At 61.7% G+C, this 23,660-nt stretch carries 22 protein-coding genes; 10 read left to right on the forward strand and 12 right to left on the reverse strand.

What is annotated here, in order from left to right:
* Nucleotides 1-49 precede the first annotated feature (49 nt).
* From pepN to ACSAGD_RS07530, 4 genes are all read left to right on the forward strand, one after another.
* Nucleotides 50-2,590, forward strand: coding sequence for an aminopeptidase N (pepN, locus tag ACSAGD_RS07515; protein ID WP_437585082.1), 2,541 nt, complete (start codon nt 50-52; stop codon nt 2,588-2,590).
* 88 nt (nt 2,591-2,678) lie between these two features.
* Nucleotides 2,679-3,683, forward strand: coding sequence for a mechanosensitive ion channel family protein (locus ACSAGD_RS07520; RefSeq protein ID WP_437585083.1), 1,005 nt, complete (start codon nt 2,679-2,681; stop codon nt 3,681-3,683).
* Nucleotides 3,680-4,072, forward strand: coding sequence for a globin (locus ACSAGD_RS07525; protein WP_437585084.1), 393 nt, complete (start codon nt 3,680-3,682; stop codon nt 4,070-4,072). Before ACSAGD_RS07520 ends, ACSAGD_RS07525 begins: the two co-directional genes overlap by 4 nt.
* 43 nt (nt 4,073-4,115) lie before the next feature.
* Nucleotides 4,116-5,774, forward strand: coding sequence for an FAD-binding dehydrogenase (locus ACSAGD_RS07530; protein ID WP_437585085.1), 1,659 nt, complete (start codon nt 4,116-4,118; stop codon nt 5,772-5,774).
* A 2-nt stretch (nt 5,775-5,776) separates the two neighbouring features.
* On the opposite strand, the gene ACSAGD_RS07535 is transcribed toward ACSAGD_RS07530, so the two are convergent.
* Complete coding sequence (locus tag ACSAGD_RS07535) at nt 5,777-6,421, reverse strand: hypothetical protein (RefSeq protein WP_437585086.1); 645 nt, start codon at nt 6,419-6,421, stop codon at nt 5,777-5,779.
* 56 nt (nt 6,422-6,477) lie between these two features.
* Between ACSAGD_RS07535 and ACSAGD_RS07540 the strand changes: the two genes are divergently transcribed.
* Complete coding sequence (locus tag ACSAGD_RS07540) at nt 6,478-7,350, forward strand: acyl-CoA thioesterase (RefSeq protein WP_437585087.1); 873 nt, start codon at nt 6,478-6,480, stop codon at nt 7,348-7,350.
* Between the two features lie 3 nt (nt 7,351-7,353).
* Here ACSAGD_RS07540 and ACSAGD_RS07545 read toward each other — a convergent pair whose 3' ends face one another.
* The 5 genes from ACSAGD_RS07545 to msrA form a co-directional block, all read right to left on the reverse strand.
* On the reverse strand, nt 7,354-7,827 hold the full coding sequence (locus ACSAGD_RS07545) for an acyl-CoA thioesterase (protein ID WP_437585088.1): 474 nt from the start codon (nt 7,825-7,827) through the stop codon (nt 7,354-7,356).
* Complete coding sequence (ettA, locus tag ACSAGD_RS07550) at nt 7,827-9,509, reverse strand: energy-dependent translational throttle protein EttA (protein WP_437585089.1); 1,683 nt, start codon at nt 9,507-9,509, stop codon at nt 7,827-7,829. The genes ACSAGD_RS07545 and ettA overlap by 1 nt, the downstream gene beginning before the upstream one ends.
* A 165-nt stretch (nt 9,510-9,674) precedes the next feature.
* A complete protein-coding gene (locus ACSAGD_RS07555; RefSeq protein WP_437585090.1) occupies nt 9,675-10,148 on the reverse strand; it encodes a DUF6993 domain-containing protein in 474 nt (157 codons plus the stop codon).
* Nucleotides 10,149-10,218: 70 nt separating this feature from the next.
* Nucleotides 10,219-10,704, reverse strand: coding sequence for a single-stranded DNA-binding protein (gene ssb / locus ACSAGD_RS07560; protein ID WP_437582108.1), 486 nt, complete (start codon nt 10,702-10,704; stop codon nt 10,219-10,221).
* 182 nt (nt 10,705-10,886) lie between these two features.
* Nucleotides 10,887-11,408 (reverse strand): peptide-methionine (S)-S-oxide reductase MsrA, encoded by a 522-nt coding sequence (msrA, locus tag ACSAGD_RS07565; protein WP_437582109.1) that lies wholly within the window; start codon nt 11,406-11,408, stop codon nt 10,887-10,889.
* Nucleotides 11,409-11,565: 157 nt separating this feature from the next.
* On the opposite strand from msrA, the gene ACSAGD_RS07570 reads away from it, so the two are divergent.
* Both ACSAGD_RS07570 and ACSAGD_RS07575 read left to right on the forward strand, forming a co-directional pair.
* The gene (locus tag ACSAGD_RS07570) at nt 11,566-11,793 is read left to right on the forward strand and encodes a hypothetical protein (RefSeq protein WP_437582110.1); all 228 of its coding nucleotides are present in this window, start codon (nt 11,566-11,568) and stop codon (nt 11,791-11,793) included.
* A 65-nt stretch (nt 11,794-11,858) separates the two neighbouring features.
* A complete protein-coding gene (locus ACSAGD_RS07575; protein WP_437582111.1) occupies nt 11,859-12,560 on the forward strand; it encodes a hypothetical protein in 702 nt (233 codons plus the stop codon).
* A 12-nt stretch (nt 12,561-12,572) separates the two neighbouring features.
* On the opposite strand, the gene nadE is transcribed toward ACSAGD_RS07575, so the two are convergent.
* The 4 genes from nadE to ACSAGD_RS07595 are packed head-to-tail and all read right to left on the reverse strand — an operon-like array spanning nt 12,573 to nt 19,139.
* Nucleotides 12,573-13,394, reverse strand: a complete 822-nt coding sequence (nadE, locus tag ACSAGD_RS07580) for an ammonia-dependent NAD(+) synthetase (protein WP_437582112.1) — start codon at nt 13,392-13,394, stop codon at nt 12,573-12,575.
* 39 nt (nt 13,395-13,433) lie between these two features.
* On the reverse strand, nt 13,434-16,859 hold the full coding sequence (locus tag ACSAGD_RS07585; RefSeq protein ID WP_437582113.1) for an error-prone DNA polymerase: 3,426 nt from the start codon (nt 16,857-16,859) through the stop codon (nt 13,434-13,436).
* Nucleotides 16,860-16,873: 14 nt separating this feature from the next.
* Nucleotides 16,874-18,427 carry a DNA polymerase Y family protein gene (locus ACSAGD_RS07590; protein ID WP_437582114.1) on the reverse strand — a complete coding sequence of 518 codons (1,554 nt, stop codon included), beginning with the start codon at nt 18,425-18,427 and terminating at the stop codon, nt 16,874-16,876.
* 16 nt (nt 18,428-18,443) lie between these two features.
* On the reverse strand, nt 18,444-19,139 hold the full coding sequence (locus ACSAGD_RS07595; protein ID WP_437582115.1) for a hypothetical protein: 696 nt from the start codon (nt 19,137-19,139) through the stop codon (nt 18,444-18,446).
* 103 nt (nt 19,140-19,242) lie between these two features.
* Between ACSAGD_RS07595 and ACSAGD_RS07600 the strand changes: the two genes are divergently transcribed.
* Nucleotides 19,243-19,932 carry an SOS response-associated peptidase gene (locus tag ACSAGD_RS07600; protein ID WP_437582116.1) on the forward strand — a complete coding sequence of 230 codons (690 nt, stop codon included), beginning with the start codon at nt 19,243-19,245 and terminating at the stop codon, nt 19,930-19,932.
* Nucleotide 19,933: 1 nt separating this feature from the next.
* On the opposite strand, the gene ACSAGD_RS07605 is transcribed toward ACSAGD_RS07600, so the two are convergent.
* Nucleotides 19,934-20,881 carry a Ku protein gene (locus ACSAGD_RS07605; protein ID WP_437582117.1) on the reverse strand — a complete coding sequence of 316 codons (948 nt, stop codon included), beginning with the start codon at nt 20,879-20,881 and terminating at the stop codon, nt 19,934-19,936.
* Nucleotides 20,882-20,949: 68 nt separating this feature from the next.
* Between ACSAGD_RS07605 and ligD (ACSAGD_RS07610) the strand changes: the two genes are divergently transcribed.
* On the forward strand, nt 20,950-22,500 hold the full coding sequence (gene ligD, locus ACSAGD_RS07610; protein ID WP_437582118.1) for a non-homologous end-joining DNA ligase: 1,551 nt from the start codon (nt 20,950-20,952) through the stop codon (nt 22,498-22,500).
* A gap of 9 nt (nt 22,501-22,509) precedes the next feature.
* Entirely contained in the window at nt 22,510-23,397 is an 888-nt protein-coding gene (gene ligD / locus ACSAGD_RS07615; RefSeq protein WP_437582119.1) for a non-homologous end-joining DNA ligase, read from the forward strand.
* 7 nt (nt 23,398-23,404) lie between these two features.
* Here the strand turns inward: ligD (ACSAGD_RS07615) and ACSAGD_RS07620 are convergent, their stop codons facing one another.
* Entirely contained in the window at nt 23,405-23,605 is a 201-nt protein-coding gene (locus ACSAGD_RS07620; protein WP_437582120.1) for a hypothetical protein, read from the reverse strand.
* Nucleotides 23,606-23,660: the final 55 nt, after the last annotated feature.

The raw sequence follows: 23,660 nt of genomic DNA on the forward strand, positions 1-23,660 counted from the left end.
GCAGTACGCTTGGTCGTTGGACACGATCCGACATTTCTAAGGAGTATCAGTGCCAGGAGAGAACCTCACTCGCGAGGAAGCCCACACACGCAAGAGCCTGATCCAGACGCACAGCTACGAGGTCGCACTCGACCTGACGACTGGCCCTGAGGCCTTCCGCAGCATCACGACCGTTCGCTTCAGTGCCGAAGCGGGCGCGTCGACGTTCATCGATGCGATCACCGACACAGTCCATCGCATCACGCTCAATGGTGAGGACGTGTCGGTCGATGCCGCGGACGGAGCCCGCATCGCACTCGATCGCCTTGCCGCGGAGAACACGCTCACTGTCGACGCAGACATGCGCTACACCAACACCGGCGAGGGACTCCACCGCTTCGTGGACCCTGTCGACGACGAAGTGTATCTGTACAGCCAATTCGAAGTCCCTGACTCCCGGCGAGTTTTCGCCGTCTTCGAGCAGCCTGATCTGAAGGCAACATTCCAGTTCACAGTGACGGCTCCTGAAGCTTGGACCGTCGTCTCCAACTCACCGACGCCGGTACCGGAGAATCGCGGAGACGCCACCGCTGTGTGGACATTTGCGCCCACACCGATCATCTCGAGCTACATCACCGCAATCGTCGCCGGTCCATACCAGTCCGTCCACAGCGATGTTCTGAGTTCTGATGGGCGAACGATCCCGCTGGGGGTATACGCGAGGAAGAGCCTGTTCGATTACGTCGACGCAGACTACATCTTCAAGAAGACACGCGAGGGGTTCGCATACTACGAAGAGCGCTTCGACTATCCCTATCCGTTCGAGAAGTACGACCAGCTCTTCGTTCCGGAGTTCAATGCCGGCGCGATGGAGAACGCCGGCGCCGTCACGATCGTGGAGACCTACGTCTTCCGCTCGAAAGTGACCGACGCCATCAAGGAGCGCCGGGTGGTCACGATCCTTCACGAGCTGGCACACATGTGGTTCGGTGACCTGGTCACGATGAAGTGGTGGAACGACCTCTGGCTCAATGAGTCATTCGCAGAGTGGGCATCCACGATAGCGACCGCGGAAGCGACTGAATGGACCGAGGCGTGGACCACATTCCAAGCCATGGAGAAGAGCTGGGCGTACCGACAGGATCAGCTTCCTTCCACGCATCCCGTGGTCGCTCCGATCCGTGACCTCGAGGACGTCCAGGTGAACTTCGACGGCATCACCTACGCCAAGGGCGGATCAGTCCTCAAGCAGCTCGTTGCGTGGGTGGGCGAGAAGGACTTTTTCGCCGGCGTTGCGCGATACTTCTCGACTCATGAATTCGGCAACACGGAGCTCAGCGATCTGCTCCGCGAGCTCGAGCACACGAGCGGCCGCGACCTGAGCAGTTGGTCGTCCGCCTGGCTTGAGACCGCCGGCGTGAACACGTTGCGGCCTGAGCTGACGGTGGAGGGCGACGGCACGATCTCATCGTTCTCCGTGCGCCAGACCGCTCCAGAGAACTATCCGACGATCCGTCCTCATCGTCTCGCGATCGGCTTCTACAATCTGCACGACGGACGCCTCGTGCGCGATCACCGCATCGAGCTCGATGTCGATGGAGAGCTAACGGATGCCGAGGAGCTCATCGGCCTCAGGCGGCCAGCGCTCATCCTGGTGAACGATGACGACCTCACCTATGCAAAGATTCGTCTGGACGACGATTCGCTCCGTGTGGCGATCGACCATCTCTCCGACATCGAGGACCCTCTCGCTCGCGCTCTGATCTGGGGATCGGTGTGGGATGCCACTCGCGACGCCGAGACACCGGCACGCGATTATGTCGACCTGGTGCTCGGAAACATCGGCGCTGAGACGGAGTCCACGACAATCCGCACGACTCTCAACCAGCTGGTCCTCGCCGGATCCCACTACGTCGCCCCTGAGCGCCAGGAGAGCACCCGACACCGCATCGCCGATGCCCTCTGGGAGCTCGCACGTAACGCGGAAGCTGGCAGCGATGCGCAGTTCCAGTTCGTGAAGTTCTTCGCTGCGACGGCGGAGACGGCCGAGCATCTCGATGTCATCGAGAGCATCCGCTCCGGCGAAGCAGCACTGCCCGGGCTCGATGTCGACACTGACCTGGGTTGGGAGCTCCTGATCGCCCTGGCCGCGGGCGGACGAGTGAGCGAGACAGAGATCGACGCAGAGCTCGCCGCGGACAATACCGCCACCGGGCAGCAGTCAGCAGCCCACGCTCGGGCCGCCCTTCCCACACCGGAAGCAAAGCACGCCGCGTGGTCTTCGATCATCGATGACGATTCGCTGCCGAACACCATTGTGAGTACCACGACGCTCGGGTTCGTTCGTGCTTCGGACGTCACGCTGCTCGAGCCGTATGTGGAGAAGTACTTCGACGTGCTCCTCGACATCTGGAACACGCGGACATACAAGATCGCCGAGTACGTCGCGCTCGGTCTGTATCCGTCGCCCCTCGCGAACGAGAGCCTGCGTGATGCCACACGCGCGTGGCTCGACGAGCATCCCGAACCTGCCGCGCTCCGCAGACTCGTCTCCGAGAATCTCGCCGGTATCGAAAGGGCTCTCGCTGCTCAGGCGTGTGACGCGCGCTGACCGAGTGAGCGGTGGGCCCCGTCTGTACTGACAGACGGGGCCCACCGCTTTGCAGACACATTCGAGATCATCTCGGTACACTCGCCACGTGACGGACTTCTGGCACGCCCTCGGCGAATTCTTCGGCTCACCTCTCGGCAGGCTCACGCAGGCTGTGCTCATCATTCTCGCTGCGGTGGCAGTGACGTGGATCATGCACGTGATCATCCAGCGCGTCGTCATATCCATCGTGAGCGGGGTCAAGCGAGGCCACGGAGTGGACGACACTCAAGCGCTCGCTGTCTCCCCTCTCGCAGCGGTGCGAGTCGTTCAGAGAACTCGGACGCTCGGCACGGTGCTCACCAACATCGTGAACGTGATCATCGTCGTCATCACGCTGTTGCTCATCATCCACGTGCTCGCTCCGGGCATCCTCGGCTCATTCGCCCTGCTGTCCGCAGCAGTCGGCGCCGGATTGGGTTTCGGAGCGCAGAACATCGTCAAAGACATCCTCAACGGCATATTCATGGTCATAGAGGACCAGCTCGGCGTGGGCGACGTCGTCGACGTCGGATCGGCGACCGGTGTCGTCGAGAAAGTGGGCAGCAGAATCACCCAGATTCGGGACGTCAACGGAGTTCTCTGGTTCGTCCGCAATGGCGAAGTTCTTCGAGTCGGCAACATGTCGCAGGGATGGTCTCGTCTGATCATCGATCTCGCGATCCCCCGTGACGCTGATTTTGATCTCGTCAAACAGCGTCTTCTGGACGCGGCGATCGAGCTTGCGAAAGAGCCCAAGTGGCATCCGCACTTCCTCGACGCTCCCGAGCTGTGGGGCATGGAGTCCGTGACCGATGAGGCGGTCGTGCTCCGGCTTGTCGCCAAGACACGCACCTCGTCGAAGGACGATGTCGGGCGAGAGCTCAGGGGCAGACTCGCCTTAACCCTCGACGCGCTCGAGGTAGTCACGCCGTCATTGGAGACAGTCATACTTGAAGGATGGGAAGGCGCGGGAAGCGTCGGCGGCGCACGGCCACCGAGAACGAAGCCCGTCGTCGTTGAGCCCCAGGGAAAGTCGGCGAAACCACGCCGCAGGCAGAAGGGCAGACAGTGACTGAACAGCAGGTCGCAACGTTCTACGAGCAGGTCGGAGGACACGAGACCTTCGAGAGGCTCGTCGCTGAGTTTTATCGAGGAGTCGCTGATGATCCGGTGCTGAAGCCCATGTATCCGGAAGAGGATCTCGGTCCAGCTGCCGACCGCCTCCGGATGTTCCTCGAGCAGTACTGGGGAGGGCCGACCACGTACAGCGAGACGCGCGGTCACCCTCGGCTGCGAATGCGCCACGTTCCATACAAGGTGAACCCGGACGCCCGCGATCGCTGGCTCAAGCACATGCGCGCGGCCATCGACTCGCTCGACCTTCCGCCGATGCTCGAAGCCACACTGTGGGACTACTTCGAACGCTCAGCACACGCCTTGGTCAACACCTTCGAGGACTAAGCTCACCGCAGAGAGTCATCGGTTGTGACAAAGGAGCCACGCCATGCCAGACAGTTCTTTCGACGCAATCATCGTCGGCGCGGGGCTCGCTGGGCTCGTCGCGGCGGCCGAGCTCATCTCGGCGGGACGGCGCGTCGCAATTTTGGACCAAGAACCACGAGGTTCACTCGGCGGGCAAGCGTGGTGGTCCTTCGGAGGGCTCTTCCTTGTCGACTCCCCAGAGCAGCGCCGCATGGGGATCAAAGACTCGGTTGATCTCGCCTGGCAGGACTGGCTCGGAACAGCAGCGTTCGATCGCGATGAGGACGATTGGGCGCGACAGTGGGCCCGCGAATACGTCGAATTCGCGGCAGGCGAAAAGCGGCACTGGCTGCGAAGCCTCGGCGTCTCGTTCTTTCCGGTGGTCGGTTGGGCGGAGCGCGGTGCTGGAGTCGCGTACGGTCATGGCAACTCCGTTCCTCGCTTCCACATCACCTGGGGAACCGGTCCAGGAGTGCTCGCCCCGTTTCTCAAGATCCTGGATGGGGGCGTCTCTTCGGGGCGGCTGTCCGTTCTGAATCGCCACCGTGTCGACGGCATCCTCACCACGGACGGCAGGGTGACCGGGGTCGCAGGGACGATTCTGGAAGACGACAGCGCCCCTCGAGGCATCCCCAGCTCACGGACAGTCACGGGCGACTTCACCTACGACGCAGACGCTGTTCTGATGAGCACGGGAGGGATCGGCGGCAACGCCAGTCTGGTACGCGGGAATTGGCCTGAGCGTCTCGGCACTCCCCCTGCCCGGATGCTGATCGGGGTTCCCGCGCACGTCGACGGGCGAGGATTGGGCATTGTGCGGTCCGCCGGAGGCCGGATCGTAAACGAGGACCGTATGTGGCACTACACCGAGGGCATCCAGAATTGGAACCCGATCTGGCCGGGCCACGGCATACGTATCCTTCCCGGCCCGTCATCGCTCTGGCTCGACCCGACGGGCTCCCGACTGCCTGCTCCGCTCTATCCGGGCTTCGACACGCTGGGTACGCTCGAGCATCTCACCCGCAATGGTTTCGATCATTCCTGGTTCGTGCTGAACCAGTCGATCATCGAGAAGGAGTTCGCACTCTCGGGGAGCGAACAGAACCCCGACCTCACAGGCAAGGATCTCAAGCTCCTCGCTCGCCGTGTTCTTCCCGGTGCACCTGGCCCGGTCGAAGCTTTCAAACGACACGGAGCTGATTTCATCGTCGCGGACGACGTTGACACGCTCGCGCGCAAAATGCGCGACGCATCCCCTGATGGGAAATTGGACGTGGAACAGGTGCGGCGCGAAATCAGCTGGCGAGACAGTCAAGTCACGAACGAATTCAGCAAGGATGCCCAGATCACCGCGCTGCGAGGCGCACGACGTTACCGCGGCGATCGGCTCATTCGGGTGGCGTCGCCCTGTCGACTCACCGACCCGCAGGCTGGCCCTCTCATCGCGGTCAAGCTGCACCTGCTCACTCGAAAGACGCTCGGCGGCGTTCAGACGGACCTTGATTCTCAGGTGCTCGATTATGAGGGCCGCCCTATTCTCGGGCTGTACGCCGCTGGAGAGCTCGCGGGGTTCGGCGGAGGAGGCCTCCACGGATACCGCGCGCTAGAGGGAACGTTCCTCGGCGGATGTCTCTTCTCAGGGCGGAAGGCTGGCCGAGCCATGGCCACCGCGACACGCTGATCTCAGGACTGACGGAAGAGCACGTGTCCTCGACGCAGGCTGAGCCTCTTCCACGCGCCGGATTCCAACAGACGCACACGCTCGGACTCGACCGCGAAACCAAGGCTATCGGCCGCGAACGCTGCACCAGCAGGCACCCCTGGAGCATCTTCCATCTCCGCGCCCCACACAGCGGTTCGTATCTGGTGCACGACAGGATCTCCTGCATCAGTCGGAAGAGCCTCAGATATGCGCTCTGCGCCGTCGCGCGCTGCGGACTTCAGTACGGCACTGTCGATTGTCGCGATCTCGCTCCAGCCCCCGCGCGGTGGGGCGACGCCAGTCCACGCGGCACGCACATCACTCGGGGGCATCGTCACGCGCTGCCCTCCATCATTCTGAAGGCGCACCAGACGCTCGTTCATCGAGGCCGGAATCACCGTACGATCGAAGTGAATTCCCTCGACTTCCGCGAATGTGCGCAATCCGAGCACCGTCGGGCTGCGATCGAGGAGTCCGCGTGCGTACACGACCGGCGCATACACCGCGAGCACTCCCCCGGCGGCGACGAGTCGAATGGACTCCGAATCAACCCGGCTTGCCCTGCTGATGTAGACAGCGAGATCGGAGATCGCCTCGCGGTCGCTCAATGTGAACGTCTCATTCATGTGCTTCTAAACTAGCTCACGCCGGGAGTTGCCTGGACTTTGATGAAGGAGACCGGATGCCTGACGCTGTCGAATCGCTTCTCGCCGCCCTCGATCTGACCGACACCGGGGCCCGCACCAGCGAGGACATCTTCACGGGGCCATCACAGTGGATGCCTCAAGGCCGGGTGTTCGGAGGCCAAGTGCTGGCGCAGTCCGTCATCGCGGCGACCCGCACCGTTCCGGACGACAGGTTCATCCACTCGATGCACGGATATTTCCTACGTCCCGGGGACGTCGAACTTCCAATCACCTTCGCCGTCGACCGAATTCACGATGGCCGATCTTTCATGACACGGCGAACGCAGGCGTACCAGCGCGGCCTGCCAATCCTGTCGATGATCGCCTCGTTTCAGAACGACGACGAGGGCCTCGACCACCAAGCCACCATGCCCGATGCACCGGAACCTGAGTCGCTGCCGAGCGATACGATCGCCGTGGCAGAGATCGCTGATCCTCGCGCTCGGGCGTGGGCCGATGATCGTCCCTTCGAGATCCGACACGTCACCGAGCCCATCTACCTCGGCCCTGCGTCAGAGAAGACGGCCGATCAGATGCTCTGGCTCAAGGCGAAGCGCGACCTCCCGGACGACCGACGGCTTCACCAGGCGGCACTCGCCTACGCGAGCGATTACACACTCCTTGAGCCGATTCTGCGTCGACACGGCGCCAGCTGGACCACCCGAGGAATCAAAGTCGCAAGTCTTGATCACGCCATGTGGTGGCATCGTCCGACGCGCGCCGACGAATGGCTGCTGTACGTGCAGGAATCGTCGAGCGCGCAAGGTGGACGTGGTCTCACGACAGGTCGCTTCTTCTCCCGAGACGGGCGTCTCGTCGCTTCCGTCGCTCAGGAGGGCATGGTGCGACTTCCGCAGGAACAGGTGTGAGGATCAGCGTCGACCGGTGAAATGAACGGGTGTCTCGCGGTACGGCTCCCAGGCGGTACGCTCCTCCGAGGAGATTCGACGTGGAGAGCCAGAATCCGCGTCCACCAAGACCACCGTTGTCGCCCCGACCGCCGCTGCAGCGCGCTCGGTTTGCTGCGCCCGCACTTCATAGCAGATGTCGATGCTGGCACCGCCGATGCGCCCGATCCAGAGCTGAACGTCAAGGGGTGTCCTTTGGTAGGAGATGGGCGCTCTGTATTCCACCTCGTGTCTGGCGACGAGCGTCATCGTCGTCGCACCGGGCGCGGCGTCGATCAGAGCAAGCCCCTGATCTACGCCGTCAGACCCGCTGTCATCAGTGCGCCACAGCGCACGTACTCGAGCCTCTTCGAGAACGCGAAGCAACTCGACGTTGTTCACGTGGTTATAGGCGTCCTGATCTCCCCAGCGCAGGTGCACGGGAACATGGACTCGCATCAGTCGCGCGTGAGCTTCCGATAGGTCGAACGGTGCGGCTTCGCCGCGTCAGGCCCGAGTCTCTCGACCTTGTTCTGTTCATACGCTTCGAAGTTCCCCTCGAACCAGTACCAGTTCGCTGGGTTATCCTCGGTTCCCTCGTAGGCGAGGATGTGCGTCGCGATCCGGTCGAGGAACCAGCGATCGTGAGTAACCACGACCGCACATCCCGGGAACTCGAGGAGTGCGTTCTCGAGACTCGACAGCGTCTCCACGTCCAAGTCGTTGGTGGGCTCGTCCAGCAGGAGCAGGTTTCCCCCCTGCTTCAGCGTCAAGGCTAGATTGAGACGGTTCCGCTCACCGCCGGACAGAACTCCAGCGCGCTTCTGCTGGTCAGGCCCCTTGAACCCGAATGTCGAAACGTATGCGCGCGACGGAATCTCCGTGTTTCCGACCTGGATGTAGTCGAGACCATCAGAGACGACCTCCCAGAGAGTCTTATTGGGGTCGATGCCGCCTCGAGACTGGTCGACGTAGGAGATCTTCACGCTGTCGCCGACCTTCAGCTCGCCACCATCGAGCGGTTCGAGACCGACGATGGTCTTAAACAGCGTCGTCTTTCCGACGCCGTTCGGCCCGATCACGCCGACGATACCGTTGCGAGGCAGCGAGAAGGAGAGCCCGTCGATAAGGGTGCGGTCGCCGAAGCCCTTCTTGAGATCGCGGGCTTCGATGACGGTCTGGCCGAGGCGAGGTCCAGCTGGAATCTGGATCTCCTCGAAATCGAGCTTTCTCGTCTTCTCGGCTTCTGCCGCCATCTCCTCGTATCGTGCGAGACGAGCTTTCGACTTCGCTTGACGTCCCTTCGAGTTCGAGCGCACCCATTCGAGCTCCTCGGAGAGGCGCTTCGCGAGCTTCGCGTCCTTCTTACCCTGCACCTCGAGACGCTCACGCTTCTTCTCGAGGTAAGTCGAGTAGTTGCCTTCGTATGGATAGAGGTGGCCGCGGTCGACCTCAGCGATCCATTCAGCGACGTGATCGAGGAAGTAGCGGTCGTGTGTGACGGCGAGGACAGCACCCGGATACTTCGCGAGATGCTGCTCCAGCCAGAGCACGCTCTCAGCATCAAGGTGGTTCGTCGGCTCGTCGAGAAGCAGAAGGTCAGGCTTCTGAAGGAGGAGCTTGCACAAAGCAACGCGCCTCTTCTCACCACCCGAGAGCACCTTAACCATGGCGTCGGAGGGAGGACAGCGCAGCGCGTCCATGGCCTGCTCCAGCTGAGAGTCCAGGTCCCAGGCATCAGCGGCGTCGATCTCCTCCTGCAGAGAGCCCATCTCGGCGAGCAGCGCATCGAAGTCGGCGTCTGGCTCAGCCATCGCGGCGGAGATCTCGTTGAAGCGATCGACCTTCTTCTTGATATCGCCGAGCCCGTCCTGCACGTTCTCCAGGACCGTGCGATTCTCGTCGAGCTCCGGTTCCTGCATCAGGATGCCGACCGAGTATCCGGGAGTCAGCTTGGCTTCCCCATTGCTCGGCGTGTCCAGCCCGGCCATGATCTTCAGGATCGTCGACTTTCCGGCGCCGTTCGGACCGACCACACCGATCTTGGCTCCCGGCAGGAATGCCATCGTTACGTCGTCGAGAATAACCTTGTCCCCGACCGCCTTGCGGGCTCGGACCATCGAGTAAATGTATTCGGCCACTCTTTTCCCTACGTTGCTCGTGATTCCAGCTGTCCAGACTGACCGGCCGGATGATCTTCTGCAGATGCGACGCGCCGCTCGTACCAGCGGCTACTGCGTGACATCGCCATCATCGAGGATAACGGGTTCGCTCGGCGAGTGCCGACCTCGGGGTGCGATGCGCCGCTATGAGTCGATATCGCGTGTGTTCCCCACGAGGCACTGCCCGCTCGCGAGCACATCCATCACGACAGAGTGGTAACCGTCGACGCTGCTACCGTTCTGCCCGATCAGACATTCATCGCCCCAACGGACCGAGAACTGAATCGACTCCGCGCGGTTGCCTACCGTCGAGTAATCGTCGGTGACCTCCATATCGTCACGAGGAAAACCAGCCTCCGTCAGCGCGTCGATGAAGGTCATTCCAGTCGCGTCCGGGTCTTCTTCGACGACCCGACGATTCACAGCGTCGAAATATGGGAGGTTCTCCTCCGCGCTTCCCTCAGGAATGAGTTCGGGCTCTGATGTCGGTGAGTGAGTGGAGCTCGGCCGCTCTGAGGACGATGCATTCGGGGCTGGAGAAGGGTCGCTGCACGCAGTCAGCAGGACGCACGCACAGAAGCTGAGCAGCAGAGTCTTCTGCTGACGACGTCGGTTCACGGCACTCTCCCGGCTCCGGCGGTGTTCGTCCGCCGGAACCGATTCTAGAGAGTCCGCAAGAGCTCACGCATCAGACGACTGATTCTTCAACGCCCGGCTGCGCAGCATGCCAGTCGAAAGGAGGAGCGGCTTCGCTCACGACGAATTCGTCATTCGCCTCCTCGATGTCCTCAGGTTCTTCTGTCTGTGTCTCAGCTTCGCGGCGACTGTGTCTCGTGAAGCTGCTCGTTCCCCACGTCAGGTCATGCCCGATCGACTCCGCGTCAAGATCGAGAGCCATGCCCTTCCCGCCTGAGTTCTCCCATTCCTTGATGCGCAGCCGGCCGCGAACGATGATGCGGTCTCCCTTGCTGATGCTCTCGGACACGTTGGACGCGAGATACCGATACGCAGCGACCGAGTACCAGTTGGTCCCGTACTCGATCCATCGGCCTTGCTCACGATCGAACCGACGCAATCCGGACGCGAGTCGAAAATTGCAGACCGGAGTTCCAGCCGCGGTGCCTTTGGTCGGTGGAGTGGCGACCACACCGGTCACCGTGATCGTATCTGCCATGATGTTCTCCTCTCTCATGCGTGCCACCTCGTCTGAGGAAGGCAGGCTCCGGAGACGACGCTCGTGCCGGATCAGCCGTCTCCGGAGCCGTTCCACGAGTCTCGCGTGCCTTCACGAAGGCCGCAGCCGCAACAGACAGAACTGTGGAGAACGTGCTCTGTCGGCACCCTGTGGAGGAGAGATCAGCGTGCGTATGCGCTGAAACTGTTTCTGACCTTCACGACCTTTGGCAGCGCCACCGCATTGCAGTACCCCTGACCTGGGTTCTTCGCGAAGAAGTCCTGATGGTAGTCCTCGGCGACATGAATGTCTCCGACCGGCTCGATCGAGGTGACAATATCCCCTGTCCACCACTCTGCGGCGCGGTCGCGGGCCTCCTCGAACGCTGCTCTCTGATCCTCATCCGCATAGAACATCGCAGAACGATACTGCTCGCCGACGTCATTGCCCTGTCGGTTCAGCTGCGTCGGATCGTGCAATGTGAAGAAGGCGTCGAGGATGACTTGCCGTGGAATCACCTCGGGGTCAAACTCGACGACGACGGCTTCAGCATGTCCTGTTCCTCCCGCGCAGACCGACTCATACGTGGGATGAGATGTCGACCCGCCGGTGTAGACCGACGTAACATCCTTCACTCCCGTGAGGCTGCGATAGACAGCGTCAAGACACCAGAAGCAGCCTCCGGCAAGTACGTAGCGTTCCATGACTCTCCTTCTTGATCTGCGCGAGCCGAACGCTCGCATCATGTCCAACGTATGTGGGGGCTCGTGGATTCCCAGCGCGAATGTCAGCGGCCCCGCATAGTGTCACGAACAGAAAGCAGGAAAACGGGGCCGGCCGTAACAGCGAGGAGGTAATGCCATGCAGACGATCGCGACTCAAACATCACAGATTCGCACAGTCCGAATCAATGATTTTCTCTGGCGAGTGACGGCGCCCGACGGATTCGTCTTTGGGCATGTGGAGCGCACGATTACGCCGGACGGTGAACGCTTTGATGCGAAGCGTTATCGGCTCGCCGCCGCCCGTTTCATGCCTGTCGGCCGCTTCTGGCAGTTCGACGACGCGGTTCAGTGTCTGCAGGCTTGATGACCTTTGGGATCAGCGCGGCATGGCAACCGCGGGCGTCGGTTTTTCCGAGTTATCGTGCCTCCATGGACTGGTGGAACAACTTCATTTCGTGGCTGACATCTGCAGATGCCCGATCAACGCTCTTCATCGCGCTCGTGATCGCGGTATCGATGCTCATCTCCTCGCTTATCGCCTCATCGATCGCCAAAGCCGGCATCAAACGGCTCGTCGCTCAACGGGACCGCGAGCAGCGCGCCGCTGCAATAGCGGCTCTCATCGACGCCGCGACAGAAGCAACGGTGTGGAATTCTCTGACTCCGCAGGAACAGGTGCTCGCTGACCGTGCGGTGGGTCAGGCCGACACCATCGTGCGGCTGCTCCCTGTGAGAGGATCAGCCGCGGCAGCCGATTGGGCAGCGCATCAGCTTTCGGAGATGAAGCGTGCTTCCGCCACCTTCGGCTACCAGCTCGATCCGGTCATCGCTGAGTTCCGCGACCGCCTGCTGGAGTGGCAGGAGCGTCCTGCTCGTGCGAAGAAGATCTTCCAGGGCGACCTGGAGAGATGGGAGCTCGCCGAGCAGCAGGACCCGGCACAGTCTGATCAGGATGCGTGGGTCGCGCAACAGCATCACGAGGCTCACGCGCGACCAAATGAGGCAGGTTCGCGTCTGCCATCGTCTGACACCGATCCGACGACGCAGAAGCTCATGGACGACGTCGCGGCACTTGACGCTTCGAAGAAGAAATCGCCTTCCGCATCGGAGACTGACGAGAAGTCGGCTTAGAACTCTGGCCGATCAGCGCCACCACTGGTCGGCCGGAGATACCGGCAGGTGCCTCTTGTGGCGTGTTCTCTGATACGTCGCTTCGAGCAGGTCTGCTGCGTCGCCAGGTATCTGTTTGCCCTCAAGATAGTCATCGATGTTCTGGTACGTCAGACCAAGATTCGCTTCGTCCGCCTGGCCCGGCAGCTCATCAAGAAGATCAGCGGTCGGCTCCTTTTCATAAAGGCGTGCAGGTGAGCCCAGAGCGCGCAGCAACTCACTTCCCTGACGCTTGTTCAACCCTGAGAGTGGAGTGACGTCCGCGGCACCGTCTCCGAACTTTGTGTAGAAACCTGTGACGGCTTCTGCTGCATGATCGGTGCCGACGACAAGCTTGCCGTCGACACCGGCAAGTGCGTACTGCACGACCATTCGTGCACGAGCTTTGACATTTCCTTTATTGAAGTCCGTAATCGACCTGGTCGTTGCTCGTCGAAATTCTTCAGCCAGTCCGTCGACACCGTCCTTGATGTTGAAGGTGACCGCTTTATCGGGACGTATGAATTCCAAGGCCTGTAGGGCGTCTTCCTCATCGCGCTGAACTCCATAAGGCAGCCGAACTGCGATGAAAGTGCTGTCGTTTCCTGCTGCGCGTCGCCGTTCGACAGCGAGTTGGCATAAGCGTCCCGCCAGAGTAGAGTCCTGCCCTCCGCTGATCCCCAGAACGAGGCCGGCCGCATGCGAGGCCGCCAGGTACTGCTCGAGAAATTCGACGCGTTTCTCAATCTCGCGCTCGGGATTTACCCGGGGTGACACTCCGAGCTCGTGGATGATCTGGGCCTGTCGTTCACGCATGATGTCACCCTAGCCGAGGCTCTCCTTGCTTGGCAGGGGCTACTGAAAGTCCCGTGAGCGTGTGATGATTCCGAGGTCCAACTGTTCGAACCGATCAGCTACAACGTTCACGACTCCATCAGGGGAACGCTCCAGCATTCCCCGAACGATCAGCGCAGGGCTTTCCCGTGCAACTCGTCGATACCGCTGCCAAACTCCTACGCTGCACACCACGTTGATAAGCCCTGTCTCATCTTCGAGGTTCACGAAAGTCACATTGCGGGCTGTCGCTGGTCGTTGCCGATGAGTCACTACACCGGCTACCTCAACTCGACGGCCCGATTCCGTTTTTCTCAGCTGAGCGGAGGACTTCACACCACGCGCATTCAGTTCCTTCCGGACGCGCTCCAGGGGATGCCCATCGGGTGTGATGCCTGTAGCCCACATGTCAGAGACCATCTGCTCATCATCAGTGAGCATTGAGAACAGCGGCTGCTGAACGATGAGTCGCGTCCCTTGGAGCTGATCTGGTCGCTCCTGCGCAGCGTGTTCCGCCTGCCACAATGCCTCTCGTCTGGTCATTCCGAGATTCTCGAGAGCACCAGCATCTGCAAGCGCTTCAAGCACGGCCGTCGTCGCATTCGTCCGACGCGCCAGATCGAACATGTCCCGGTACGGGCCGTTCTCTTCGCGCTCCTGAATGATCCTGTGTGCCTTCTTCTCACCGACACCGCGTATATCAGCGAGTCCGAGCCGCACGGCGAACGCGGCATCTCGACGATGCTCAGCCTGATCGTCGGGCTTCGACGGATCGAAGCGGCCGACGGGTGGCTGTGAGGAATCGCAGCAGGCAGCACGTCCTTCTGCCGCACCTCCCTGCCTCTCGAGGGTGGGATGCACCCATGAGAGGTGGAGATCCGGTCTGAGAGTGGCGACGCCGTGACGACGCGCGTCAGCAACCAGTGTCTGAGGAGCATAGAAGCCCATCGGCTGAGCCCGGAGCAGAGCAGCGAGAAAGGCTGCCGGATAGTGAAGGCGCAGCCATGCACTCGCGTAGACGAGCAAGGCGAAGCTGATGGAGTGGCTCTCAGCAAACCCGAAATTGGCGAACGCCTGGATCTTCGCGTAGATTGCGTCCGCCTCAGTCGCTGAGAGTCCGTTGGCGGCCATTCCCTCGTAGAGAGTCTCTTTCAGAGTCTCAATGTGCTCGACTCCCCGCTTGGAGCCCATCGCGCGTCGCAGCAGATCTGCATCTTCAGCACTGCATCCTCCAACTGCCATCGCCATTTGCATGAGCTGCTCTTGGAACAGCGGGATTCCCAGGGTGCGTTTGAGCACGGGCTCCAGTGCGGGATGCAAGTAGTGAATCGGAAATTCACCCTCGTCATCTCCCCCATCGCGACGTCTCTCCCATTCGCGCTGGGCCTCCCGCTGTTTGATGAACGGATGCACCGCACCACCTTGAATCGGCCCGGGACGCACGAGCGCCACCTCGATGACCAGATCGTAGAAGCTGCGCGGCTGCAGTCGCGGCAGCATCCCCATTTGAGCTCTGCTCTCGACTTGGAAGACACCGACGGTGTCTGCTCTGCAGAGAACGTCGTAGACCGCTGGCTCTTCTTTAGGGATCGAATCAAGGGACCAGCTCTCGCCGCAGAAGGCCTCCACAAGATCGAAGACATGCTGAATAGCTTCGAGCATGCCGAGACCGAGCAGATCGAATTTGACCAGCCCCATCCACGCACAGTCTTCTTTATCCCACTGCAGAACGGTTCGGCCTTCCATCCGCGCATGCTCGATCGGACAGACCTCTCCCACGGGGCGGTCGGTGAGCACCATTCCACCGGAGTGGATGCCGAGGTGCCGTGGAAGTTTCAACGCTTCGTCCGCGAGTTGCAGCACGTCGTCGGGGATGTCGTGGTCGTGCGCTTCCACTCGGGCTCCCCAGCGCTCGATCTGCTTGCTCCAGGCATCCTGCTGCCCTGTGCTGTGCCCCAGAGCTTTAGCGATGTCGCGAACGGCTCCTTTCGGCCGGTAGCTGATCACGTTGCAGACCTGCGCGGCGTTATACCGGCCATACGTTTCGTAGACGTATTGAATGACTTCTTCTCGTCGACCCGAGTCGAAATCAACGTCGATGTCCGGCTCTTCCTCTCTCATGCTCGAGAGGAATCGCTCGAAGGGAAGCCCATATCGAATCGAATCGACAGCGGTGATATCGATGAGATAGCAGACCGCTGAGTTGGCCGCCGAGCCTCTTCCTTGGCAGAGGATGCCTCGCGACCTGGCGAACGCGACGATATCGTGCACGATGAGGAAGTACCCGGGGAAGTCCTTCTCTTCGATCACTCGCAGCTCTTGCTCGATGCGCTCACGCTGCGAACGCCTGACGACACCGTACTTCCGCTCTGCTCCTTCCCAGACAAGCTGTCGGAGCCAGCTCATGGGAGTATGCCCGTGCGGGACAGGAAGACGTGGCAGCCCCGGCGAGACCGCACGCAGTGGGAATGAGAGCTCATCGAGCAGGTCGAGACTTCGCTGAATCGCGCCGGGGTACCGGGCGAATCGGAGCCTCATCTCCTCTCCACTGCGCAGAAAGGCACTGCCGGAGGCGGGCAGCCAGCCGTCCAGATCGTCAAGGCTGCGGCGCGCCCTGACCGCAGAGAGCGTCTGCGCGAGTCTGTAGTTCTCTGGGCGGGCGAAGTGCACATTTCCGGTGGCGACGACAGGAAGCCCCCGTTGCGCGGCGATTTCGGCTAGAGCGTCATTTCGGCTGTCATCCTGGGCTTCGCCCGCAGAGCTCAGCTCGATCGTGACATTAGCGTGGCCGAAGAGATTCGTCAGCCGATCTATCTCCACCGCGGCCGCGGAGACACCTCCGCGCGCGAGCGCTTGTCGCACCGCGCCTTTCCGGCAGCCTGTCAACACATGGACATCGCCGGCGACCTGTTCCGCGAGCTGCTCAAGGGCGAAACGCGGGCTTCCTTTCTCCGCACCTTCGGCGAGTTGAGCATGGGTGATCGCTCGGGCAAGATGTCGGTACCCTTCTGCGCCCTGTGCCAGGAGGAGAAGGTGCGTACCGTCCGGATCAGGCTGTGTCGCAGAGGAACCGTCCAACTCCAGCGTCAGCTCCGCGCCGAAGACGGTGCGGAAGTCGGGATGCCGCGAGGCCGCCTCGGCGAAACGCACCGCCCCGTAGAAACCGTTGTGATCGGTCAGTGCCATCCCCGAGTGGCCCAGTGCCACGGCCTCCTCGACCAGTTGCTCAGGCATGCTCGCTCCGTCGAGGAAGCTGTAGGCAGAGTGAGCGTGGAGCTCAGCGTACGGTACGGCTCCAGTTTCACGTTCACGGCCGCCGCTGCCCGGGGCAGGAGACTCGCGAGAGACTGCGGGAGAGGCGTCCAGCGCGGACGCCGCCTCTGCGGGGTCATCTGACAGCCGACGTGCGAATTCGGCCCATGGGATCGGAGGGTTATGCCACCCCATCGTCCCCACCCTGCTCAGTCATAGCGCGCCTCCGCGGTCCAACGCCCGCTCTCAAGGGTCAGAAGCCAGGCGGTACCTTCGGCATCGATCGCTTGGAATCGCTGCACTCGACGATGCGCTCTCGGGTCCCACCATCGGCTCTCGACTCCCCAGGGCCCCGCCCATCCGCGCAGCGGCAGAACCCTCCCGTTGAGGCGCAGCGCGGACAGCGGCGCCCGCAGAGCCCCTCGTTCCGAGACCGCGGCAACGTTCCCTTCGACATCAAGAACCGCAACGCCGAACGGCTTCTCGAAGACTAATGTCGGCGGCAGCCCCGTCTGCGCCCCCGGCCAGGGGCGGTCATCGGCGCGCTCGTCAGTTCGACGCTCGCCCCAGGGCACGAAGCGCTGTCGCTCTCGCAGCATTCGCCCTCCAACGGCCTCAAGGGTGCACACCCCCGCATGCCCGACCATGCTCTGTACGCGGGTGAGACTGCGGTCGATCCGAGCGTCGACTCCATCTCCCCACAACCCCTCGTCATAGTTCGATCGGTCATCCACCGCTTCAGCCCGAATGCACACACTCGCGATGGCCGAGGTGAGCGCTGCGCCACCTGGTTGCTCTCCTTGCACCTGCCATCGCAGGCGATCAACGACGTCATGAGCACGAAAGAACCGAGGATGTGACCAGGAGCGCTCACTCTCACCGCCGTCTTCGCCGCATAGAGAGATTCGAATGCTGACCATGACCTTGTCATCTTGCGCGAGCTGCGAAGCCAACGCGTCGATGTCCGCCCGCAGGGTGAAAGCGATCTGCTCCACGCGGTCCAGAGGAGGCTCGAAGGCCTTGCGAACCTCATGACGTGTCGACACAGTCGTGGGGTCCACCAAGCGCGGATCGTCTCCGTTCGCCAGACGATGCAGTCGAACAGCTCCAGTGCCGAAACGGTCTCTCACTTGGTCTTCGGTGAGCCGGGCATAATCCCCCATCGTGTGAACGCCCAGTCGTTGCAGGAGCGGCCGCTGAGCTGCGAGAGCTTCATCGGGGACATCTCTCAGAGGGATGCTTGCGACAAAACGCGCTGTTCTGTCCGCCGGGACGTTGAGAACGCCTTCATACTCCGCTCTTCGGGCCGCCATCTCAGCGGGGAAGATACCCTCTGCAATTCCGATGCGGGCTCCACTGAGCCCTGCCTCCCTCAGCTCTGTCAACACAGCTTCGGCAGCCTGTTGCTCTCCCCCGTAGTACCGAGTCGCTCCCCGGCCGCGCAGGGCGCAGAGCCCAGGCTTGAGCACCTGCCCACCAGGGACAACCGCATCGATGACGGCGAAGGTCCGCTCGAAGGCTCGATAATCAGCATCGATGTCGTACGGCAGGAGTACAAGAGAGGGACAAGCGGCCTGCGCTTCTCTGATTCGTTGCCCTGCTCGCACTCCCCAATAGGCAGCGGCGTCACCGCTCATGAAGATCTGCCCCCTCTGGGTGAGCGCGAATGGGGTGTCTGCAGGGATGCCATGAGCGGCAGCGGCCGCTCGTGGAGCCCATCCGTCGAACCACACCGCGAATATTCGTGAGGCCGCTGTCATCATGTCTTCACCCTCCCCTTCATTCGTCTGTATGTTCGATAAGACCAGAAGCCACTGACATCGAAGAGACGGTGAACTGCACGCGACGACGTGGACGCCCCGGCATCTCGGAGACCGCGGTGACTCGACAGGAGGAAAGTACTCCATGCCCTTGCTCGAGCCCATACCACTCCCGCTCGGCGACGAAGAGGCGTGCCACAGCCGCCGGCCACTCTCCCAGCACAAGGAGAACGCTTCCGGCACGCCGCAGACGCGCCTCAAGCCTCTCAACCTCACCCCCGCTGGGATGCTCACCAGCCAGAACCACGACCGCCATCACCTCTGCGAGAGTCGCCGCAACGCGAACCCCCTGATCACCGGGATGGGGGATCACCGCCAGCCGTTCGACATCGATTCCCGCTGCTGCGACAGCCTCAGCAGATAGGTCAGGAAGCCCGATCACTGCAGTCCAGTCGCCCCTCTGAGATGCGGCTGAGAGCAGCATCATCGCAAGCAGAGGCGATGCAAGAGCGTATGCACCTCCAGGCTGCAAGCCCTGCCCAGGAAACAGCGAGGAGAGCTCTGAGCGCACCGGCACGACAGGCGCTTCCGCCCCCGTGCCCAGCGTGCGCCGCTGCATGCTGCTGATACGCTCGCTCAGTTCGGCGAGGATGTCAGCACGGCTCGCCGCGGGCGCCCCAGCGGCATCCCAGGCATGAGCTGCTCCAGATTTCATACTGCAATGATCGAACATCTATTCGATGCAGTCAATCCAGCCAGAAGACGTTCCGTCTGTCAGACACTCGCGCTACCCTATGGGCATGTGCGGACGTTTTGCCATGGATCAGACTGTCGACGAGCTCATCACCGAGTTCGTCATCATCACGGGCAAACAACCTGAAGACTGGACCCCCGACTGGCGCGTCGGTTACAACATAAAACCGACCGAGCGTGTGGCCACGGTCTTTGAATCCTCACGAGAAGGTGACGAACCCGTCCGACGGCTGCAGGGAGCCCGCTGGTCGCTCGTCCCCCACTGGGCAACGGAGATGAAGCTCAAGTATCCGACGTTCAACGCTCGGAGCGAGACAGCGGCGACGAAGCCGACCTTCGCAAACAGCGTCGCCGCCAAGCGGGCGATCATTCCCGCGCGAGGCTACTACGAGTGGAAGACCGTCGGCAGGTCCAAGACGCCGTTCTTCATCAGCCCTGACGACGAGCGCCTCGATTTCGCGGGACTCTACACATGGTGGCGCGCCTCTCCCGATGAGGACTGGATACTCACCGCCACCATACTGACACGGCAGGCAGACGGGCCTCTCGCCGATATCCATGAGCGCACCCCCGTCGTCGTCCCCGAATCGATGCGTGACATCTGGCTTGATGCCACCGTCTCCGGTGATCAGAAGCTTGTGGATGCCGTCGTGGCCTCGTCACGCGAAGTAGAACTGACCGCTCGAGAAGTCGCCCCTCTGTCGCGCGATGCCGACGGCCCCGATCTCATCGAACCTGTTCAGCCGCTCTTCTGATTCACGCGCTCTTGCGCTTAGCGCCCTTCTTGGCACGGGAGCTCGATGCGCCGGCCTTCGCGCCCGAGGTGCTCTTCTTCGTATTCGACGCTGACTTCGACTTCGATTTCGCCCCCGCCTTCGCCGATCCGCTCGAACGCGAAGCGCTCTTTCCTCCCCGCTTCGTCGCGCGCGACTTCTTCACACTCTGCTTCAGCGCTTCCATGAGATCGATGACCTCGGCACCTTCGACATCCGCGACCTCCCCGAAGGTGGCATCGGTATCGAGCGACTCACCCTGCTCGCTCTTCGCTTCGATGAGCTTTTCGAGTTCCTCTTCGTATTCGTCGTGGAACTCGCCCGGCGAGAAGTCCGATGCATAGGTCTTCACGAGGGATGCCGCAAGATCGCGTTCCTTCGCAGAGACGCGCACACTCTCGTCAAGCGATGGGAAGGACGGCTGCCGCACCTCATCGGGCCACCGTAGGGTCTGCACCATCAGGACTTCTCCATAGACCCGCAGCGCAGCCAGGCGCGTCCGCTGACGCAGGGCGAACTGGACGATCGCCGTGCGCTCGGTCTTCTCCAGCGTGCGCTTGAGAAGCACATACGCCTTCGGGGATTTCCCAGTCGGTTCCAGAAAATAGCTCTTGTCATAGAGAATCGGATCGATCTGACTGCTCGGCACGAACTCGACGACAGTGATCTCGCGGCTGCGCTCCTGCGGCAGCGAGGCCAGTTCATCCTTCGTGAGCACGATCGTCTCGTCACCTTCGACATAAGCCTTCTCGATGTTTTTGTACGGCACGATGCGGCCGCAGACATCACACTTTCGCTCGTAGTGGATGCGCCCACCATCACGGTCGTGCACTTGGTGGAGTGCCACTCCCCGGTCTTCTGTCGCGCTGTATAGCTTCACCGGCACGTTGACCAGGCCGAAGCTGATTGCGCCTGTCCAGATCGCTCTCATGGCTATAGCACACCCCCTTCTCTGTCAACAGGCTAGCCATTGCGCCCAGCTGGATCCACCATGTACATATGGCTCGTTCAGAGAAGACGACAGTGTCGATCGACGGACATCGACTTCAGCTGTCCAATCTCGACAAGGTCCTGTACCCCGAGACCGGCACGACGAAGGGCGACGTCCTCGAATACCTCGATGAGATCGCCCCGGTGATGCTGCCGCACTGCCAGAATCGCGCGGTGACGCGTAAGCGTTGGCCGAACGGAGTCGGCTCCGACGGTTCAGGTCAGATGTTCTTCCAGAAAGACATCGGAGACGGCGCTCCCGAGTGGGTCGAGACGCGAAGCATCCGTCACTCTGACCACATCAACAATTACCCACTCGCCAACGACAAGGCCACGCTGATGTGGTTCGGACAGCTCGCAGCACTCGAAATCCATGTACCGCAGTGGCAATTCGGGCGCGGAAATGAGAAGAGGAATCCGGATCGCCTCGTGCTCGATCTCGATCCCGGTGCGGGCGTCTCCTTGAGGGACTGTGCCGCGATCGCTCGAGAAGCCCGTGACATTCTGCACGACATGGGATTGTCGGTCGTTCCCGTGACGAGCGGGAGCAAAGGCATCCATCTGTATGCATCACTTGACGGATCGCAGACTTCCGACCAGGTGTCTGCCGTCGCGCACGAGCTTGCGCGGTCTCTCGAAGCGGACTATCCCACGGAGGTCATCAGCTCCATGAAGAAGTCCGCTCGCGAGGGAAAGGTCTTCATCGACTGGAGCCAGAACAACGCCAACAAGACAACGGTGGCGCCGTACTCGCTGCGTGGTCGCGTTCGACCCACTGTCGCCGCGCCGCGAACCTGGGGGGAGCTTGCGTCACCCCACCTCAAGCAGCTCGAGTTCCGTGAGGTCCTGCGACGCGTCCAACGCCGGGGCGACCCGATGAGCGAAATCTCGAGCTCAGAATCTGACGACGAACCTGAACGAGACCGTCTGCAGATCTACCGCCAGAAGAGATCACGCGAGAAGACTCCCGAACCCATTCCGGATGCCTCATCGCGACGTGCCGGAGGGGCAGCGCCCACTTTCGTCATTCAGAAGCACGCGGCACGCCGCCTCCACTATGACTTTCGGCTCGAACACGACGGCGTCTTGGTGAGCTGGGCGCTTCCGAAGGGCGTGCCGACAGACGCAAAGACGAACCACCTCGCCGTCCCCACTGAAGACCACCCGCTCGAGTACGGCAGCTTCGAGGGGAGCATTCCGAAGGGCGAGTACGGCGCTGGCACGGTAGAGATCTGGGATGCCGGAACGATCGAGGTGGAGAAGTGGCGAGAGGGCGAGGTCATCGCCACGCTGTACGGCAAACCAGGCGGTGGACTCGGTGGAAGCCGAACATATGCGCTCTTCCGCACGAAAGACGATCCGGATAAGCCGCAGTGGATGATCCACCTGATGGATCCACATCGAGGGAAGCAGACAAGCCGAAGGTCTTCCCGAAGCGCTCCAGCGCGGCAGACATCGGCACACTCGACAGAGCGACCGGCTGCAAGCACCTCGTTACGCCCGATGCTCGCGACCCGCGGGCATCCATCCGATATTGCGTCCGATGACGATGAGGCGTGAGCTTTCGAGATGAAATGGGATGGGATGCGCGCGCTCATCTCGATCGCGGGTGAGAACGTGTCTGTGTGGACACGTTCCGGCCGTGATGTCACCGTCTCCTATCCCGAACTTATCGGGGTGAGTGACGAGGTCGACGCCGAGACATGCGTACTCGACTGCGAACTGGTCGTTATGGATGCCGAGGGGCGCCCAGACTTCGGCCGCATGCAGCACCGGATGAACGTGACCAAACCTCGCGACGTCACCCGGGCGCACAGAGAGTTTCCGGTCACAGCGATGCTGTTCGACGTGCTCGACGTGAACGGACAAGCGACAACCTCGCTTCCCTACGACCAGCGCCGAGATGTGCTTGCCGACATCGTCGCCAACCCGGAGACAGGCATTCTCGTCGTCCCGCCTGCGTTCGACGGCGAGTTCGACGCAGCTGTCACTCTGAGCAGAGAGCGCGGTCTCGAAGGAGTGATGGCGAAACGCCGAGATAGCCTGTACGTCCCCGGCGATCGCTCACGCGATTGGCTCAAACTGCCGAACGCGAATTCCGCCGAGGTTGTCGTCATCGGCTGGCGAACCAGCCAGGCTGATCCCTCCGGATTCGCCTCGTTGCTTCTTGCCACCGTGCACACTGGAGACCTGCGTTACGCCGGCAGAGTCGGCACTGGATTCTCAGCGCGCGATCGCACCGTGATCAGAACTGAGCTGAGCCGAATCGAGCGCAAGACTCCTCCCGTCCCGGACGTTCCGGCTTCCGAAGCCCGTGACGTTCACTGGGTCACGGCCCGGCGAGTCGCAGAGATCGCGTACCGTGAGTTCACCCCTGACGGCAGATTCCGGCACCCGAGCTGGCGTGGTTGGCGTCCCGACAAGAGCGTCAAGGACGTCAACCCTCCAGGGGCCTGAGTTCCGATCAGATCTCGTCCTTATCCTGCATGTCCACACTTCGTGCACGCTGCTCGGGAGACGAGGAAATGTCTTCACTGTATTCATCCAGTGCGTCGGCGGGGTCATTTACCGTCGTCTCCTGTACCGGCAGGTCGTTCTCACGTAGATGCTCGGCCTCTTCTTCGGCACTCCAATCACGACGATCGTCATTCCTCGTGCTGTCCACTGTGCCTCCTCTGTCGAATAGCGAAGGCCGGCACCACCGCCTGGGCGGGATGCCG

It is taken from the genome of Paramicrobacterium salitolerans (genome assembly GCF_051513965.1).
Lineage (GTDB): Bacteria > Actinomycetota > Actinomycetes > Actinomycetales > Microbacteriaceae > Paramicrobacterium.

Excerpts from the sequence above, each read along its gene's own strand:
- ACSAGD_RS07530 (WP_437585085.1), top strand. The coding sequence starts at position 4,116 with ATGCCAGACAGTTCTTTCGACGCAATCATCGTCGGCGCGGGGCTCGCT.
- ACSAGD_RS07535 (WP_437585086.1), bottom strand. The coding sequence starts at position 6,421 with ATGAATGAGACGTTCACATTGAGCGACCGCGAGGCGATCTCCGATCTC.
- ACSAGD_RS07540 (WP_437585087.1), top strand. The coding sequence starts at position 6,478 with ATGCCTGACGCTGTCGAATCGCTTCTCGCCGCCCTCGATCTGACCGAC.
- ACSAGD_RS07545 (WP_437585088.1), bottom strand. The coding sequence starts at position 7,827 with ATGCGAGTCCATGTTCCCGTGCACCTGCGCTGGGGAGATCAGGACGCC.
- ssb (WP_437582108.1), bottom strand. The coding sequence starts at position 10,704 with ATGGCAGATACGATCACGGTGACCGGTGTGGTCGCCACTCCACCGACC.
- msrA (WP_437582109.1), bottom strand. The coding sequence starts at position 11,408 with ATGGAACGCTACGTACTTGCCGGAGGCTGCTTCTGGTGTCTTGACGCT.
- ACSAGD_RS07570 (WP_437582110.1), top strand. The coding sequence starts at position 11,566 with ATGCAGACGATCGCGACTCAAACATCACAGATTCGCACAGTCCGAATC.
- ACSAGD_RS07575 (WP_437582111.1), top strand. The coding sequence starts at position 11,859 with ATGGACTGGTGGAACAACTTCATTTCGTGGCTGACATCTGCAGATGCC.
- nadE (WP_437582112.1), bottom strand. The coding sequence starts at position 13,394 with ATGCGTGAACGACAGGCCCAGATCATCCACGAGCTCGGAGTGTCACCC.
- ACSAGD_RS07585 (WP_437582113.1), bottom strand. The coding sequence starts at position 16,859 with ATGGGGTGGCATAACCCTCCGATCCCATGGGCCGAATTCGCACGTCGG.
- ACSAGD_RS07590 (WP_437582114.1), bottom strand. The coding sequence starts at position 18,427 with ATGATGACAGCGGCCTCACGAATATTCGCGGTGTGGTTCGACGGATGG.
- ACSAGD_RS07595 (WP_437582115.1), bottom strand. The coding sequence starts at position 19,139 with ATGAAATCTGGAGCAGCTCATGCCTGGGATGCCGCTGGGGCGCCCGCG.
- ACSAGD_RS07600 (WP_437582116.1), top strand. The coding sequence starts at position 19,243 with ATGGATCAGACTGTCGACGAGCTCATCACCGAGTTCGTCATCATCACG.
- ACSAGD_RS07605 (WP_437582117.1), bottom strand. The coding sequence starts at position 20,881 with ATGAGAGCGATCTGGACAGGCGCAATCAGCTTCGGCCTGGTCAACGTG.
- ligD (WP_437582118.1), top strand. The coding sequence starts at position 20,950 with ATGGCTCGTTCAGAGAAGACGACAGTGTCGATCGACGGACATCGACTT.
- ligD (WP_437582119.1), top strand. The coding sequence starts at position 22,510 with ATGAAATGGGATGGGATGCGCGCGCTCATCTCGATCGCGGGTGAGAAC.